The sequence below is a fragment of the Patulibacter ginsengiterrae genome, assembly GCF_056269115.1.
Genome location: NZ_JBWDOG010000015.1, coordinates 14875 through 31329 on the forward strand (window position 1 = coordinate 14875; position 16455 = coordinate 31329).

General features: G+C 75.8%; 14 protein-coding genes. 5 read left to right on the forward strand and 9 right to left on the reverse strand.

The window, feature by feature from the left end:
- Positions 1 to 22: 22 nt before the first annotated feature.
- The 4 genes from ACVUH9_RS17260 to ACVUH9_RS17275 form a co-directional block, all read right to left on the reverse strand.
- Positions 23 to 1303, reverse strand: a complete 1281-nt coding sequence (locus tag ACVUH9_RS17260) for a HipA domain-containing protein (protein ID WP_475759115.1) — start codon at positions 1301 to 1303, stop codon at positions 23 to 25.
- Entirely contained in the window at positions 1296 to 1511 is a 216-nt protein-coding gene (locus tag ACVUH9_RS17265; RefSeq protein ID WP_475759117.1) for a helix-turn-helix domain-containing protein, read from the reverse strand. The genes ACVUH9_RS17260 and ACVUH9_RS17265 overlap by 8 nt, the downstream gene beginning before the upstream one ends.
- A 183-nt stretch (positions 1512 to 1694) precedes the next feature.
- On the reverse strand, positions 1695 to 2432 hold the full coding sequence (locus ACVUH9_RS17270; RefSeq protein ID WP_475759119.1) for an acyl-ACP thioesterase domain-containing protein: 738 nt from the start codon (positions 2430 to 2432) through the stop codon (positions 1695 to 1697).
- A 10-nt stretch (positions 2433 to 2442) separates the two neighbouring features.
- Positions 2443 to 3939, reverse strand: coding sequence for an oxygenase MpaB family protein (locus ACVUH9_RS17275; RefSeq protein WP_475759121.1), 1497 nt, complete (start codon positions 3937 to 3939; stop codon positions 2443 to 2445).
- A gap of 74 nt (positions 3940 to 4013) precedes the next feature.
- Between ACVUH9_RS17275 and ACVUH9_RS17280 the strand changes: the two genes are divergently transcribed.
- The 4 genes from ACVUH9_RS17280 (at position 4014) to ACVUH9_RS17295 (ending at position 7524) form a co-directional block, all read left to right on the forward strand.
- Entirely contained in the window at positions 4014 to 4670 is a 657-nt protein-coding gene (locus tag ACVUH9_RS17280) for a TetR/AcrR family transcriptional regulator (protein ID WP_475759123.1), read from the forward strand.
- 102 nt (positions 4671 to 4772) lie between these two features.
- Positions 4773 to 5693 carry a metal ABC transporter substrate-binding protein gene (locus ACVUH9_RS17285; protein ID WP_475759125.1) on the forward strand — a complete coding sequence of 307 codons (921 nt, stop codon included), beginning with the start codon at positions 4773 to 4775 and terminating at the stop codon, positions 5691 to 5693.
- Between the two features lie 2 nt (positions 5694 to 5695).
- On the forward strand, positions 5696 to 6661 hold the full coding sequence (locus tag ACVUH9_RS17290) for a metal ABC transporter ATP-binding protein (protein ID WP_475759241.1): 966 nt from the start codon (positions 5696 to 5698) through the stop codon (positions 6659 to 6661).
- Complete coding sequence (locus ACVUH9_RS17295) at positions 6658 to 7524, forward strand: metal ABC transporter permease (protein ID WP_475759127.1); 867 nt, start codon at positions 6658 to 6660, stop codon at positions 7522 to 7524. The genes ACVUH9_RS17290 and ACVUH9_RS17295 overlap by 4 nt, the downstream gene beginning before the upstream one ends.
- Before the next feature lie 398 nt (positions 7525 to 7922).
- Here the strand turns inward: ACVUH9_RS17295 and ACVUH9_RS17300 are convergent, their stop codons facing one another.
- Positions 7923 to 8405: an HPP family protein gene (locus tag ACVUH9_RS17300; protein WP_475759129.1), complete on the reverse strand. Its 483-nt coding sequence runs from the start codon at positions 8403 to 8405 to the stop codon at positions 7923 to 7925.
- Positions 8406 to 8568: 163 nt separating this feature from the next.
- On the opposite strand from ACVUH9_RS17300, the gene ACVUH9_RS17305 reads away from it, so the two are divergent.
- The gene (locus ACVUH9_RS17305) at positions 8569 to 9498 is read left to right on the forward strand and encodes a LysR family transcriptional regulator (RefSeq protein WP_475759131.1); all 930 of its coding nucleotides are present in this window, start codon (positions 8569 to 8571) and stop codon (positions 9496 to 9498) included.
- Between the two features lie 177 nt (positions 9499 to 9675).
- Here the strand turns inward: ACVUH9_RS17305 and ACVUH9_RS17310 are convergent, their stop codons facing one another.
- The 4 genes from ACVUH9_RS17310 to ACVUH9_RS17325 all read right to left on the reverse strand — a co-directional run bounded on the left by ACVUH9_RS17310 (position 9676) and on the right by ACVUH9_RS17325 (position 16449).
- Positions 9676 to 10503: a hypothetical protein gene (locus ACVUH9_RS17310; RefSeq protein ID WP_475759133.1), complete on the reverse strand. Its 828-nt coding sequence runs from the start codon at positions 10501 to 10503 to the stop codon at positions 9676 to 9678.
- Positions 10504 to 10658: 155 nt separating this feature from the next.
- Positions 10659 to 12515, reverse strand: a complete 1857-nt coding sequence (locus tag ACVUH9_RS17315) for an FG-GAP repeat domain-containing protein (RefSeq protein ID WP_475759135.1) — start codon at positions 12513 to 12515, stop codon at positions 10659 to 10661.
- Between the two features lie 45 nt (positions 12516 to 12560).
- Positions 12561 to 14297, reverse strand: a complete 1737-nt coding sequence (locus tag ACVUH9_RS17320; protein WP_475759136.1) for a hypothetical protein — start codon at positions 14295 to 14297, stop codon at positions 12561 to 12563.
- An 88-nt stretch (positions 14298 to 14385) separates the two neighbouring features.
- On the reverse strand, positions 14386 to 16449 hold the full coding sequence (locus ACVUH9_RS17325; RefSeq protein WP_475759138.1) for an FG-GAP-like repeat-containing protein: 2064 nt from the start codon (positions 16447 to 16449) through the stop codon (positions 14386 to 14388).
- Positions 16450 to 16455 lie beyond the last annotated feature (6 nt).

Genomic DNA, 16455 nt, shown 5'->3' on the forward strand with positions numbered 1-16455 from the left:
CGGCCCCGCGTCGCCCGGGGCCCTACCCCCCGTCGACGATCCCCAGCAGCATCGCCGAGCGCTGGCGGACGATCTCTACGATCCCCTCGAGGACGGGCCGGTCCCACCCGCGGCGCACGAAGTCGTCGTGGACCTGCGCTGCCACGGCCGGTGCCCGCGTCGCCAGCGTCCTGATCCGGCGCCGGGTCGGGCCGAGACCAATCCTGGCGTCCTCGCACATCCGCGCGACGTGGCGCGCCCGGACGTACTCGGGCCGGTCCTCGCCACCGATCCGCATCGCCATCCTCCGCGTCAGGTTGTGCGTTCGCTGGTAGGCGACGGTGCTGAGGATGTCGTAGGCGGGAGCCAGCGAGGCCCGCCGATCACCCCGGCCGTAGAGCAGCGAGTAGTTCTTGCCGTGGGCGTCGTGGTTGCCCACCAGGAAGCTCAGGATCAGGTAGTCGACGAAGCTGGCGACCGCCCGCCCCGCCGCGGCCTCGCGCAGTGCACCGATGCAGGCGGTGACCCCCGGGCCGCCCTCGGTCTCGTACTTCTGGGCGGTCGCGATCCCGAGCGCCTGGCAGAGATCTTCCTGGTGGAGCCGCCGGGTGTCCCCGTCGACCGTCGACCGGTCGTAGCGCGCGACTAGCAGGGCGTCGCGTCCGGCGCAGACGATCGGCGTCGTGTCGACCGTCCGGAACGGCATCGTCCTGCTCGGGTCCAGCGCCGCTCCGAAGTGGAGGCAGAACGCCTCGTTGGCGACGGTGTCCTCCAGCCGCGCGATCGGCGTCTTGAGGATGTGCGTCGAGGGCGCGCGTCCGCGCGTCAGGCCGATCGTCCCGTCGGTGCGGACCACCACCGGCAACTTGTCCTGCGCGCCCGCCAGCGAGAGACGCCACTCACCGTCTGCGTCGGCATGCATCGGGCGGTCCGGCAACTCGTCGATCAGCGTCCCGACCTGGCGCTCGTCGAGCCACTGGACCCCGCCCTCGGTCCCCTCCGGATCCACCTCCGCGGGAAAGACGCTGATCGCGCCCGCCGTGTCGCCGCCGAGGGCGACGAGCATCGAATAGTCGTTCCGTACGCTGACCCCGAGCTTGCGGGCCAGCAGCTCACGCGGCTGTCCTTCGGGCAACAGGCCCCCGAAGAACGCCGTCGCCTGCGCGTCGGAGAACGACCCGTCGAGCGGCAGCGAGAACGAGAGCGGGGGCTGCTGGTCCGCGATCCAACTCGGCGCGTACCGGAAGGCCATGCCGCCGGAACGCGGCGCAAGCAGCCCGGCGATCTGACCGAAGCACCAGACGACGGCGCCCTCCTCAGCCATCTCGGCGCTCCAGCGTGAGCGAGAGGCCGAGGGTCTCGATCACGCGGAGGACGCCGGCCAGCTCGGCGGTCGGCTTGCCGCGCTCGATCTCCCCAACGGCACGCGCACCCAGGTTGGCCTGCAACGCGAGGTCCTCGATCGTCAGGCCCTGGCGCTTGCGTTCGTTGCGGAGCGCCGCCCCCAGCTCGGTCGGACCTCCGGCGAACACACTGAAATCTTCCCGCACGGGAAGAACATACCGCGGAAGCGAGCCGCAGGGCGATCCTTGCCGGAAATCTTCCCGTCCGGGAAGAATGACCCTGAGGTGACGATCCGGCCGAGCGATGACCGCCAGATCTTCCCGAGCGGGAAGAACACTCCGCGGCCGGGGCTCCGCGGCCTCCGCCGCCGCTCAGCCGGCCGGCTGGACCCGCAGCCGGACCGAGGCGCAGCGCTCGTCGGCCGCGTTGTGGATCCAGTGGTACTCGCCCTGCTCGCGGACGCTGGCCGGGCCGGCGTCGGCGGCGGCGTGGTGCTCGATCTCCGCCTCGGCCGGCTGCGCGACGACGACGGCTCCGAGCGCCTCCTCGATCGCCTGCCAGTAGGCGGCGTTGTTGACGTGGCCGGCGACGTCGAGGTCGGCGTTGCGGAACGACCAGGGCCGCACCGTCGCCTCGGGCGGGGCGGGCGGATGGGTCAGCCGCGAGCGGACGCGGCGGTCGCCGGCGGACGGTCCGAAGACCGCGTACATCTCCGGCGGGTTCGGGCGCGGACGCTCAGTCGCGGGGTCGACCGAGACCCACAGCGTCGCGGCCTCGACCAGCGCGCCTTGCTCGCCGATGATCGTCGTCCGCCACTCGGCCGTCAGTCCGGACGCGCCGCTGCACGCCGTGCGCAGCTCGATCTGCTCGCCGAAGGCGGGGAAGCGGTCGACCCGGATCCGGGTCCGGCGGACGATCCAGACGGCGTACGAGAGCATCCCGGCGTCGGCGACGTCGCAGTAGGCCAGGTGCTGGAGCCAGCGGGCGATCGCGTCGAATCGCGCGCGGCCGAGCGGAGTCACGTCCTCGTGCGTGACCCGGCGGGTCTGGCGGTACGTCCGCCCCACCTTCGGGAACGGCACGAGGGCGTCGTCGAAGAGCGCGTGCACTCTCCCCAGACTACGACCGTTCGCCGTCCACCACGAGCGATCCGGGCTGATCTTCCCGCCGTCCGGGCGGGTCCCGATGGTCGTTTCGGTGTAGACGGCGGGGCAGCGGCGGGCGGCGGCTCCACAGCCGTCCGGGACGGCCGAGCCTCGCGGTCGCCGCGGCCGCCGTCGCGGGGCCCTCCCCGGGGGCAGCGACGGGTCCCGTCCGGCGGTTCGCGGCGGTCGCGGAACGCGGATCGTCGACGGCTTCCCCGACCGGATCGGTGCCACGACGCGCCGCCCCGGCGGGCCCCCGTCCGCGACGCGCGGTGATCGCCCCCTCGGCGGCCGTATCGCTCGGCGCGACCGGTGCCGACGGGTCGCCGGCGCGATCGAGCAGGCGACCGACGGCCCCGATCTGCTGCCGGGCGGCCCGCTGCTCGTCGCCCAGCAGACCCGCCGCGAGCGCCAGGACCTGAACCCGCACCAGCGGCCGCAGCAGCGGGACCAGGCGCCCGACCGGCGAGCGCACGAGGCCCAGCTCGTCGGCGACCGGATCGCCGATCCAGCGGCGGACGAGCGCGGAGATCACCGGGGCGCCGAGCGCGCGGGCCGGCCCGACCGCGAACGGCGGCAGGATCCCCTCGAGCGGGAGGCCCTGCCGGACCAGCGCCTCCATCAGCCGCGTGCCGTCCTCGCTCGGGCCCGCCGAGCAGCGCCCGAAGGCGTCGAGCAGCCGCTCGGCCTCGGCCGCGTTGAGCGGCAACAGCTCCGCCGGCACCCCCATCACCGCACCGACCCAGCGCCAGAGCGCGATCCGGGCCTCGCGGTCAGCGGCCGTCGTGCGCACGCCGAGGTCGCGCATCGCGCGCTCCGGCAGCACGTGGAAGCCGCCGATCGCCGTCGCCATCATCCCGGTGGCGCTGATCGGCACGCCCCAGGCGTCGACGTCCCAGGCCCCCGACCGCAGCAGCCGCGCCCGCACCAGCGCGTGCACGACCCGCACCCGCACGCTGCTGGACCAGCCCGCGCCGCCCGGGTGCATCCCGCCGGGGGCGGTCACCGCCAGCGCCCAGCGGCTCGTCTCCCCGATCCGCCGCGAGGCCATCCGCTCCAGCCGCCCGGTCGCCGCCAGCGGCCGCGAGAGGTCGGCGAACTGGTAGCCGAAGGCGAGCGAGCCGTAGACCAGCGCGACCGCCAGCGTCGGCGCTCCCGCCCGCCAGAAGCTCATCGCCCCGGCATCGACCAGCTCGAGGTCGAGCCACGGCGGCGGCCCGGTCGCGTCGGCGAGCAACGCGCGCAGCTCGGGCGGAGCGTCGGGGACCGCGTCGATCCCGTCGGCCAGGGCCGCATCGAGCATCCGCCAGCCGGTCCGGCCCGGCAGCGCGGCGAAGACCTCGACCAGCCGGTCGGCGATCGGGTCGCCGCGGTAGCGACCGGCGACGAGCCGGGCGAGGAGCGCGTCGTCGTCGAGCGCGGAGAGGCCGAGCGACGGCGCGGCAGCCGGTGGAGGAGCGAAAGAGGGCATCAGCGTTTCCTGATCGTAGCGCATGAAGAAACGAGCGTTGCCTCTTTCCTGGACAGCCCTGGGACAATCCTTCGGTGAGCACGCCGCGCACCTACGGAGGACAGACCGCCGACGAGCGCCAGTCAGCGCGGCGCCGACAGCTGCTCGACGCGGCGCTCGAGCTGCTCGGCGGCTCCGGCTGGAGCCAGACCACCGTCCGCGGGATCTGCAAGCAGGCGCAGCTGACCCCACGGTTCTTCTACGAGAGCTTCGAGGACCTCGACCAGCTGGCGGTGGCGCTCTTCGACGAGATCGTCGCCGAGGCCACGCGGGCCGTGATCGCCGCGGTCGCCGCCGCCGGGGAGGACCTCCACGACCAGGCGTTCGCCGCGATCGACACCGGCATCCGCGAGCTGACGCGCGACCCGCGTCGCGCCCGCGTCGTCTTCATCGAGGCCCTCGGCAGCGAACCGCTGATGCAGCGCCGGATGGCGACGATGCGCGCGCTCTCCGAGGTGATCGCCGGCTACGGCCGCGCGGGCTACCGCCCCCCGCCCGAGGCCGAGTCGCTGGTGCGGGTCACCTCCGGCCTGCTCGCCGGCGGCGTCGCCGAGCTGCTGATCGCCTGGCTCGACGGCAGCCTCGACGTCACCCAGGAGCAGCTGGTCGCCGACTGCGCGTCGCTCTTCGTCGGGATCGGCGACGCCGCCGAGGCGATCGTCCGCGGGCGCGGGCAGCAGCCGATCGGCTGACCCGTACGCCCCGGGGCGTCATCTTGGCCGTCGTCTGCTTCAATCTTTGGCATGCCACAACTTGGTCCGACGCTTCGGCGAACTCATCGTTTGGTCACGGCAATGATCGTCGGCGTCCTCCTGGCCGTCGGCGTGACGGCCTGCGGCAGCGGCGAGGACAGCGCCTCCGCCGACGGTCGGCCGCTGGTCCTGACGACCTTCACGGTGATCGCCGACATGGCCCGCGAGGTCGGTGGCGACCGCGTCCAGATCGCCTCGATCACCAAGCCGGGAGCCGAGGTCCACGGCTACGAGCCGACCCCGAGCGACCTCAAGGCCGCCGCCCGCGCCGACCTGGTGCTGGAGAACGGGCTCGGCCTCGAGCGCTGGTTCGAGCAGTTCATCGACCGCGCCCGGACCCCCTCGGCGACGCTGACCGACGGCATCACCCCGATCGCGATCGGCAGCGGCAGCGACGGCCAGGACTCCGAGTACACGGGCAAGCCGAACCCCCACGCCTGGATGTCGGTCGACAACGCCGCGATCTACGTCGAGAACATCCGCAAGGCCCTGACCGACCTCGATCCCGACGGCGCCGCCTTCTACCGCCGCCGCGCCGACGCCTACGCCGCGCGGCTGCGGACGGTCGGGCGGAGCGTCCGCCGGTCCCTGACCGCGCTCCCCCGCGAGCACCGCGCGCTGGTCACCTGCGAGGGCGCGTTCTCCTACCTGGCCCGCGACTTCGCGCTCGACGAGGCGTTCCTGTGGCCGGTCAACGCCGAGCAGGAGGGCACCCCGAAGCAGATCGCCGCCACCGTCGGCTTCGTCCGCCAGCGACAGGTGCCGGGGATCTTCTGCGAGTCGACCGTCAACCACAAGGCCCAGGAGCAGGTCGCGCGCGAGTCCGGCTCGCGGCTCGCCGGGACCCTCTACGTCGACTCGCTCTCGCGCGCCGACGGTCCCGTCCCGACCTACCTCGACCTGCTCCGGCGTGACGCCGAGACGATCGTCGCGGGCCTCGGCGCGAAGGGCGGCACCCGATGAGGATCGGGCAGACGTCCCGCCGCGACGCAGCGGCCCGGACCTCGACCGACGACCGCGGCGAAGGCGGCCACCGGACGCCGAGCACGGTCGCCGACGACGGCGGGGCCACGGGAGGCCCCGTCGTCGAGGTCCGCGAGCTCAGCGTCCGCTACGCCGCGACCCTCGCCCTCGACGGGGTCGAGCTGGAGATCGCGCCCGGGCTCGTGCACGGCCTGATCGGGATGAACGGCTCCGGCAAGTCGACGCTCTTCAAGGCCCTGATGGGCCTCGTCCGGCCGACCACGGGCAGCGTCGCGCTGTTCGGGGGCGACTCGCTCACCGCCCGCAAGGCCGGGCGCGTCGCCTACGCCCCGCAGAACGAGGACGTCGACTGGGCGTTCCCGGTCTCCGTCCGCGACGTCGTCGCGATGGGCCGCTACGGGCGGCTCGGGACGATGCGGCGGCTGCGGCCGGTCGACCGCGCGGCCGTCGACGCCGCGCTCGAGCGGGTCGAGCTGAGCGACCTCGCCGAGCGCCAGATCGGGGCGCTCTCGGGTGGCCAGCGCAAGCGCGCGTTCGTCGCCCGCGGACTCGCCCAGGAGGCCGACCTGCTGCTGCTCGACGAGCCGTTCGCCGGGGTCGACAAGCGCAGCGAGGCGACGATCACCGCCCTGCTGCGGGGACTCGCCGCCGAGGGCCGGACGATCCTCGTCTCGACCCACGACCTGATCGCGGTGCCCGCGCTCTGCGACGAGGTCGCGCTGATCAACCGCCGGATCGTCGCCCAGGGCACGCCCGCCGAGACCTTGCGCCCCGAGCCGCTGGCGGCCGCGTTCGGCGGCTTCGTGCCGGTCGAGGCGCTGGCCGGGACGACGGGCGGGGGCGCGGCCGCCCCACCGCCGCCGTCCGTTCCCGTCGCGGCCGGCTCCCCGGCCCCGGCCGAACCGACCCCCACCAGCCCCGAGCTCCCCGAGGAGAACGCCGCATGACCGTCGTCGAGTGGTTCACCGACCCGCTGCAGTTCGAGTTCATGCAGCGGGCGCTGCTGGTGGCGACGATCTGCGGCCTGGTCTGCGCCGCGCTCTCGTGCTGGCTGACCCTGCTCGGCTGGTCGCTGATGGGCGACGCCGTCTCCCACGCCGTCCTGCCCGGAGTCGTCCTCAGCTACGTCGCCGGGCTGCCGTTCGCGATCGGCGCCTTCATCTTCGGGTCCGGGGCGGTGGCGATGATCGGCGGGCTCAACCGGACCAGTCGGATCAAGGAGGACGCGGCGATCGGGATCGTCTTCACCGGCCTGTTCGCGCTCGGGCTGGTGCTCGTCAGCGTGATCCCCTCGCAGGTCGACCTCTTCCACATCCTGTTCGGGAACGTGCTCGGCGTCAGCGACGGCGACATCGCCCAAGCGGTCGTGATCGGCGTGGTCGCGCTCGGCGCGCTGCTGATCAAGCGCCGCGACCTCGTCCTCTACGCCTTCGACGCGACCCACGCGCACGCGATCGGCCTCTCGCCGCAGCGGCTCGAGGCGCTGCTGCTCGGCGCGCTCGCGCTGACGGTGATCGTGGCCCTGCAGGCGGTCGGGATCGTGCTGGTGGTGGCGATGCTGGTGACCCCCGGGGCGACCGCCTACCTGCTGACCGACCGCTTCGGCCGGATGCTCGGCTGGGCCGCGGCGAGCAGCGTGCTGGCCTGCGTGCTCGGGACGTACCTCAGCTACCACCTCGACGCCTCGACCGGCGGCGCGATCGTCTGCGTCCTGACCCTCCAGTTCGTGCTCGCCTACCTGTTCGGCCCGCGCGGCGTGCTGGCCCGGCGGCGGAGCGAGCGGGCGGTGGTCGTGGCCGAGGCCGCCTGAGGGGGCGGGGGGGGCGCGGGGCGCGAGGCCGCGAGGCGACGGGGCGCGGGGCCTAGGGGCGCGCGAGGCATGGGGCGGCCGGGCGCGGGGAGCGGCCGGACGCGGGGCACGGGCCGAAGGGGCGGGGCCGAGGGGGCGTGAGGGCGAGGGCAGCGGAGGCCTGAGGCGGAGGGCCCTCTCGTTCTCTTTGAGGTTTGCCACCTCTACGGTGGTCAACCTCAAAGAGAACGAGACAGGGTCCCGCTTCGTCCGGCCGCGGCCCTCGCCCTCACGCCCGCCCCCGGGGTTCACCCCACTCCGGCCCCGGCCCCACGCCCAGCCCCACGCCCGACCCCGCCCCAGCCCCACGCCCGACCCGACCCCGGCTCACCCCACCCCGGCCCCACCCGCGCCGCGGCTCAGCCGGCGTTGGTCGCGTCGGCCGTCCGCGGGGCTCGGACCGGGTAGGCGTGCCCGTGCAGCAGCGGCGAGAGGAAGACCGTCGTCGCGACCAGCACCGCCGCGCCCGCGAGCACGACCTGGACCGGGAACCAGTGGTCGCCGTGCTGCTCGACCGCGATGTAGGCGGTCGCGACCGCCGGCGCGTGGAGCACGTCGAGGCCGAGCATCAGGACCGCTGCGACGGCCGCCGCGGCCGCGATCGCGATCGTCCCGTCGCCGAGCAGCGCCCCGACCGTCATCCCCGTCAGCGCCCCGAGCAGGTGCCCGCCGACGACCCGGTGGGGGGCGACCCCGGGGCTGTGTGGCGCGGTGTGCTTGAGTGCCGCGGTCGCCAGCAGCGGGGCGATCAGCAGCGGCTCGCCGGCGGCCGCGCCGACCGCAGCCAGGATCACCGCGCTGACGAACACGCCGGCCCCCAGACGCAGGTGGGGCAGGACCACGTGATGACGGCGAGCAGCGGGCCGCCCCGTTCCGGGGTCGAGATGGGCGGAAGGGCGGCGGGGGCGGAACGACGGCATTGCGGCGAGGGAGCATGGCGACGCCACTGATCGAAGGCAAATATCTTTGGGTGCACCTACGATAAGCAGCACTGATGAGTCGCCGATGATCCTCCGCCAGCTCGAGTACCTCGTCGCGCTCGCCCGCGAGCGCCACTTCGGCCGCGCCGCCGCCGCCTGCCACGTCTCCCAGCCAGCACTCTCGATGGCGGTGCGCAAGCTCGAGGCGGAGCTCGGCCTGCGGCTGGTCGACCGCGGCAGCGGCGGCGTCACGCTGACCGACGAGGGCCGCGAGCTGCTCGGCTGGGCGCAGTCGGCGGTCGGCGCCGCCGACGCGCTCGCCGCCGAGGCCGGGCGGCTGCGCGGCCAGCTGACCGCGACCCTGCGGCTCGGGGTGATCCCGACCGCGGTCGCCGCCGTCCCGAGCGTCGTCGGGCCGCTGCTGCGCGCCCACCCCGGGGTCCGCGTCGAGATGCGGACCTGGCCGACCGAGCGGATCGTCGCCGGGCTGGCCGCCCACGCCCTCGACGCCGGGCTGACCTACGTCGACGAACCGTCCCGCGAGCTCGCGATCGTGCCGCTCTACCGCGAGCGGTTCGTGCTGCTGACCGCCGAGGCGCTGCCCGCCGGCCCCGCACGGTGGGCAGCGATCGTCGACCTGCCGCTCTGCCTGCTGACCGACGACATGCAGCACCGACGGACCGTCGACGCCAGCCTCCGCAGCGTCGGACTGACCGCCCAGCCGCGGATCGAGGCCGACTCGTTCGGGGTCCTGCTCGACCTCGTGCGCGACGGCTGGTCGACCGTGGTCGGGCACGCCTGGCTGGCGGGGCGCGAGCTGCCGCCGGGGGTCGGCGTCCACCCGCTGGTCGATCCGGTGGTCGCCCCGACCGTCGGGCTCGTGACCGCCGGGACCGATCCCGCCTCGCCGATCGTGCGGGCGATCCGGGCCTCGCTGGCCGACGTCGACCTCCAGGAGCGGATGGGCGCTGCCTCGTCCAACACGCCCTCGGCCCCCTGGCCGGCGACCGGTTGACGCCGAGCCTCTCCTAGGCGCTCAAGGTCAACCGGTCACGAACGGCTCGGGCGGAACAGCCGGGCAGCCAGGGCGGGCAGCCGCCGAGGCGCGCGCCACCGCAAGGCGGACCGCACCGCGAGGCGCGCAGCACCGACAGCGCGGGCGGGCGACGGTTGCCGCCCGCCCGTCAGCGGCTCAGCAGGGCTGGACCCCCGAGCTGCTGCGGACGCAGACCGTCCCCGGCAGCGAGCGCGACCAGTTGCCGGTGATCCCGGTCGTGGTCGCGTCGGCCTTGAGGCTGTAGAGCCCGGCCGTCGTGATCGCCAGCGAGGCGACGCCCGACGCGTTGGTGGTCGCGGTGAAGGTCGGGCCGCCGGCCTTCGTGGCCGTCAGCTTGTAGCTGGCGGCGTCGCTCTCGACCATCGGCGGCGACAGCCAGTGGCTGCCCGGGAAGGCCGGATCCTCGTCGTCCGGCACGTTCGGCACGACCCACTTCTTGAGCGAGACGCTGACCGCGGTCGAGGTCGACTGCGGCGTGGTCGGGAAGCTGTTCCAGACCAGCACCGGCGAGTACGGACGCCAGTTGGCGACGGTCATGTTGTCGCCGGCCTGGAGCAGCAGCTCGTCGCCGTCGGCCAGGTGCAGGTCGCAGATCCCCCAGTCGGCGTAGCTCCAGTTCGCGCCCGCCCTCTTGAGGTAGATCGTCCAGCTGTCGGGCGAGAAGCCGTGGTACTCGGAGTTGATCGTGGTGATGTAGGGCGCGCGGTCCCAGTTGCCGCTGACCGCCCGCTCGAGCGCCTGGGCGCCGGTGTCGTCCTTGCAGCCGCCGGGCAGCGCGCCGCTGTTGTCGTACTTCTGCGCCGTGCCCGAGCCGGTGCCGATCGGGACGACGACGCGCGACTGCTGGGTCACGATCTCGCCCTCGACGCGAACGCCGACGTTGGCCGCCGAGGCGCCGGCCGGCAGCGCCAGCATCGCCAGGGCGATCGCTGCGGCGCGCCGCAGGATGGTGGTGGTCCTCATGGGTGTCTCCTTGGTGTGTGGGACGGGACGCGCCGGAGGGCCCGGGCGCCGCCGCATCGGCCGGACGGCCAACGGTGGGACCGGCGCCGACGACCCGCACGCGGGCGTCGGCTCCGGGGTGGCGGTCGTCGGCACGAGCCGGCGACCGCCGGGACTCAGCGCACCCGCACCCGCACGCGCAACGTCGCGCGGACGCTGCTGCCGGGCGCGGTGACCGCCACGCGCGCCTGCGCCGGACGGCCGCGGGTCGCGGCGGGCCGGACCCGCAGGGCGAGCTTGCGGGTGATCGTCCGGCCGGCGGCGATCGCCGGCAGCCGGCCGCAGGCGGGGGCCCGCAGCTGTCGCTTCGGGACGCTCACGCAGAGGCGGGCGCCGCGGATCGGGGTGCGGCCGGGGTTGCGGACGGTCAGCACGAAGCGGGCGCTGCCGCCGCGTGAGGCGCGCACGGTCGCCGGGCGCACCCGCACGACCAGGCCGGGCGCGACGGTCCGGGGCTGCCCCTCCGGCAGCGGGGTCGGTGCGGGCGGAACCGGCGCGGGACCGGGCGCGCCACCCGCGCCGCCGCCGGAGCCGGTCGGGCCGCCGGGCCCCGCCGGGCCGCCCTCGCCCGGCTTCGCCGGCTCCTCCGGCGCGGCCGGGGCCGGGTTGCGCCAGACCGAGATCTGGGTCCGGTTGCGGAGCTGGTGGGCGAGCGCGAGGTCCGCCCGGCCGTCGCCGTCGAGGTCGGCCCCGGCGAGCAGGAACGGCCCCTGGGCGCTGGCCGGCAGCGACCGGCTCAGGTCCGGCACCAGCGAGAAGCCGCCGTCGCCACGACCGTGGAGGACGACGATCCGGCCGTCACGCTCGTTGGCGACCGCCAGGTCCGGGTGGCCGTCGCCGTCGAGGTCGGCGACGTGGGCGTCGAGCGGGAACGGATCGGGCTCGAACGCGTCCGCCGCGTAGACCGGGAACGGGCTTCCCGGCGACGCGGCGAAGCGCCCCGCCCCGTCCCCGCGCAGGACGCTGACCGTCGCGCCGACCGGGTTCGCGTCGAGCCCGCCGGTCGTCGGCGCGTGCTTGTTGATCGTCACCAGGTCGCGGTGGCCGTCGCCGTCGAGGTCGGCGATCTGGAGGTGGGTCGCGTTGACCCCGCCCCCGCCGGCCGCCCCCGGTCCGCCGGTCGAGAACGGGCTCTCGGCCTGTTCCGCGAGACCGCCGAGGCCGTCGCCGCGGAGCACGCTGACGCCGAGCGTTCCCGGCGCGATCCCGGGCATCCGGATCCGCGTGACCAGCACGTCGGCCTTGCCGTCCTCGGTCACGTCGGCGACCGAGACCGACTGCGGGTAGCTGCCGAGGTCGTCGCCGGGCGCCTGCTTCAGCGGCGTCGGCGAGCCGAGCGCGGTGAACGTGCCGTCGCCGGCGCCGAGGAAGCGGCGGATGACGTGGGCGGCCTGGCGCTGGGCCGTCACCACCACCGCGTCGGGCGTGCCGTCGCCGTTCAGGTCACCGACCGCGAGACTGGTGACGTCGCTGAAGGACCCGGACGTGACCGGCGTCCAGCTGACCGGCGCGAACGTCCCGTCGCCGCGGCCGCGCATCACCCCGAAGCCGGAGGCGCCGGCCCCGCCCGCGTCGCCGTAGCCGAAGACCAGGTCGCCGCGCCCGTCGCCGTCGACGTCGGCGACCGCGCCCCGGACGAGCCAGGTCGCTCCCCCGCCCACCGGCGAGAGGGTCGTCGCGCCGAAGCCCCCGCGACCGTCCCCGGGCAGCACGCCGACGGTCGCCTGGGTGCCGTTGCCGTTGAGGGTGACGGCGTCGGGGCGGCCGTCGCCGTCGGCGTCGAAGAGGCCGAGGACGACCGGGTTGCCCTCGTGGACGGGCTGCCCGTCGACGCTGCCCCCGGGCAGCCCGAACGGGCTCCCGGGGACCGGGACGAGCGTCTCGAGCGCGGTCGCGGAGGCCGGCAGGAGCGCGAGCAGCGTCCCCGAGAGCAGCGCGCTGCGGACGAGGATCGATCGGCGTACGGAGGTCATGGAGGTCCCTCGGTCGGTGGGGGTCGCGGGAGCGGGCATCGCCGGTCAGCGGAGGACGACGCGCAGGCGCGTGGTCCGCTTCGGCTCGCGGACGACGAGGACGTAGCGGCCGCGCGGCAGCCGGCGGGCGCTGTGCAACCGCGCAACCGTCCCGCGGGCCGTCGTCCGCCCGGAGCGGGTCAGGCGCAGCGTCGTGGTGGCGGCCAGCCGCGGCGCCGAGCGCGCGGTCCCCCGACGGACGACGCAGCGGACCGCGCGGCGGCGCTGGTCGGTCACACGGCAGCTCGCCCGCAGCGGGGCGGTCGTGGGACGCGGAGCGCGGGCCTTGGGGCGCACGTCCGGGACGAGCGGCGGCGCGATCCCGGGCAGCGGCACGACCGGCGGATCGCCCGGCCCGCCGGTCGGCAGCCCCGGCTCCCCGGTCGGAGGGGTCGGATCGTCGTCGACGCGTCCCGCCGCTGGCCGGGCGAGGGTCAGCGCGACGCTGGCGCCGAAGCGGACCGGCGTCGCGGCGTCGGTCGTCTCCGGGCCGCGGTCGATCGCGCTCCGCCAGCCGCCGGCCGGATCGTCGGAGTAGCGGCCGTTGACGGTCTTCAGGCGACCGTCGGCCACGGTCCAGCCGGTCACGCAGCCGGCGGGCGCGGCGGTCCGGCGGGCCTCGGCGAGGACGCTCGCCAGCGGGCTCCCCGACGGCACGACGACCCGGCAGAAGCGGAGCCCCGCCGGATCGCCGACGTCGACCGACAGCGTCACCGGGACCGGGGTCCCGTCCGCCACCGCCGGGACGGGCCGGACGGCCGGATCGCTGGGGTTGGCGCGGGCCGGCGGCGCGACCGAGAAGCCCGGGGCGACCAGCGCCCGCAGCGCGTCCTGGGTCGTGTAGAGGTTGCCGGTGCTGCCGGAGTACGGCCAGGCGCCGGCGTCGGGGCCACTGCTCAGCTGGGCGGCGAGGATCCGGTCGACGGCCTGCTCGTCGCCGCTCGTCCAGGCGGGGCCACCCCGCGCGATCCCGCACATCGCGAGCCCGTCGATCCCCCAGGCGGTGCTGCTGCTGTTGGCCCCGCCCGCCCCGCGGAGCTTGGCGATCCCGGCCGCGACGACCGGATCGGCGGGGGTCCGCCCGGCCCCGCAGAGCGCGCCGACCGCCGCCCCGGTCAGGTCGACATCGGGGATCCGCCAGACGCCGGCCCCGTCGACCGCGGCATCGGCCAGCGTCTCCGCCGTCCGCGCGACCAGGGCCGGGGCGACCGGCAGCACCAGCAGCGCCTGGAGCGCGAAGATCTGGTGGTTGACCAGCCCGGCCGGCGCGAAGCTGCCGGTCTCCGGGCGGTAGAAGCCGGCGAGGTCGGCGAGCATGTTGCGCGACGCCGAGAGCCGGGTCGGGTCGAGGCCGGCGGAGCGGCCGACGAGGATCGCCCGCTCGTAGTCGGTCGCGGCGGGCGTGCCGAGGCTCGACCACTGCGCGTCCGGGGTCCGGGTCCAGAGGTTGAGGTAGTAGTCCTGGGCGCTCGCGGCCCCCGGCGTGGTGCGGAGGTCGGCGGCGTGGCGGCCGCTGCCCGCGAGCCCGATCAGGGCCCACGACGGGTCGAGCCCGCCGTTCGGGCCGAGCGCACCGCTGGCCAGTTGGCGACCGGCGATCCAGTCGGCCGCGCGGTCGACGGCGGTCGCGATCTGGGGGTCGCTGGCGGCCCCGGCCGCGGCGGGGACGGCGAGCACGGCGGTCGCTGCGGCGAGCGCGGCGCTCCGCCGAAGCAGCGGGACGAGACGGTGTACGGGTGGCATCGGGACCTCTGGCGGTGATGGGACGAGGGGTCGCCGACGGCGCGCGGGTGGCGCGCCGTCGGGAACCGGGAGGAGCGGCGTCGCCGGGCTAGCGGACGCGGACGGCGATCCGGGTGCGACCGGCGCGGAGCGTGTAGCGCCCCGCGGTCACCCGCCGGATCGCGCGCAGCTGCCGGAGCGTGCCGCGGGCGTAGGTGCGGCCGGCGCGGGTCAGGCTCGCGCGGGTGCCCGCCCGGGCCGTCTTCGCCGTCGTGGTGGTGGTGCAGCGGACCTGCTGGCGACCGGCGACCCGCCGGACGCGGCAGCTCACGCGGGCGTCGCGTCCGCGCGGCCCCGTTGCTCCCCGGGCACCAGCTGCTCCCGGCGTGCCCTGGAGCCCGGCGGGCCCCTGCGGGCCGAGCGGGCCGGCGATCCCGACGCCGCCCTCGCCGCGGGCGCCGGTCGCCCCCGCGGGACCGACCGCCCCGTCGCTCCCGTCGGTCCCCCGGTCGCCCTGCGGCCCGGCGGGCGCGGCGATCCCGTTGCCGGTGAGCGGCAGCAGTCCGAGGTCGGCCGCGGTCGACGGGACCGGGGCCGCGGCGAGCGCGACCGGATCCGAGCGCAGCTCCAGCTGACCGCTGGCCGCGCCGAGCACCGACGGGGCGAACGCGAGCTTCACCCGGCAGCTCCGGCCGACCGCGACCGGGCGGCCGGTGCAGCTGTCGGAGACGACCGGGAAGGCGTCGCCGTCGGTGCCCGTCACGCTCGCGTCGTCGACGACCAGCGGCAGCCCGTCGGGCCGGGTGTTGGTGACGGTGAAGCTCTTGGTCGCGCTGATCGTCGCCAGCGTCTGGGGGCCGAAGCCGCCGTCGCCGGCGAGCGTCGACCAGGCGCCGCCCAGCAGCACGCCGACCGCTCCGGAGGGCCGGCCGTTGGGCAGGACGAGGTCCTGGCTGCCGCTGTCGTCGACGTCGACGACGAGCGCCGCGTTCGGCACGCCGACGTCGGCCGGCTTGATCGCCGGCCCGGCCACGAAGCCGCCCTGGCCGTCGCCGCGCATCAGGCAGACCGAGCCGTAGGTGGTGTTGGTGACGACGACGTCGAGCTTGCCGTCGCCGTCGAGGTCGCCGATCCCCGGGGTCCCGGTCGGGGCGCAGCTGGCCATCCCGGTGTAGGGCGGCTTCGGCGGATCGGGGATCGCCGTCGTGACGACCGCGGCGGTGAAGCGACCGCTGCCGTCGTTGCGGGCGACGCTCAGCGACTTGACGCCGGAGCCGTAGTTCGCGGCGACGAGGTCGGGGCGACCGTCGCCGTCGAGGTCGCCCGCCACGATCCGGCCGCGGCCGGGACCGCCGGAGGCGATCGGCCCGGCGGGATCGACGCTGAAGCCGCCGCTGCCGTCGTTGCGCAGGACGGTGATCGTGGCCGGCGCCGCGGCGAGGTCGGCGGTCCGGCTGTTGCCGGTGGCCAGGTCGGGCCTGCCGTCGCCGTCGAGGTCGGCAACGACCAGCGAGCGCGGCGACTGGGTGTCGGCCCCGGTCCCGGTGCCGTTGGCTGCGGTCCGGACCGGGGCGGCGAAGCTCCCGTCGCCGGCGCCGCGGAGCACGCTGACGCCGCCCGGATCGCGCGGGGCGGGGTCGGCCGGCTGGGTCGAGCGGCTGTTGGCGGTCGCGAGGTCGAGCGTGCCGTCGCCGTCGAAGTCGGCGACGACGACCGCGATCGGCTGCTGGCCGGGCGCGGCGACGTCGGCCAGGTCGGGGGCCGCGGTGAAGCCGCCCGCCCCGTTCCCCAGCCGCACGCTGACGGTGTTGGTGGTCGCGCTGGTGGTGACGAAGTCGAGCTTGCCGTCGCCGTCGAGGTCGCCGGTCGCGATCGCCCCCGGGTAGGCGCCGACGCTGATCGCGGAGCCGGTCGCCGGGGCGAAGGCCCCGAAGCCGTCGTTGCGGAGGACGCTGACGCTGCTGGCGGAGGTGCTGACGACGAACAGCGCGCGGCGGGCGCCGGCCGAGGACGAGAGCCGCCCGGTGGCGACCGCGCTCGGGTTGGCGCCGGTCGCGAACGGACCGCCCGGTCCCTGGGTGAGGGTCAGGGCGGACGCCGCGGTGGGCGCGGCGAGCGCGACGGCGAGGGTGCCGAGGACGACGGCGCGTCGACGGCGATGGTGGTGCGGCACGGAGGC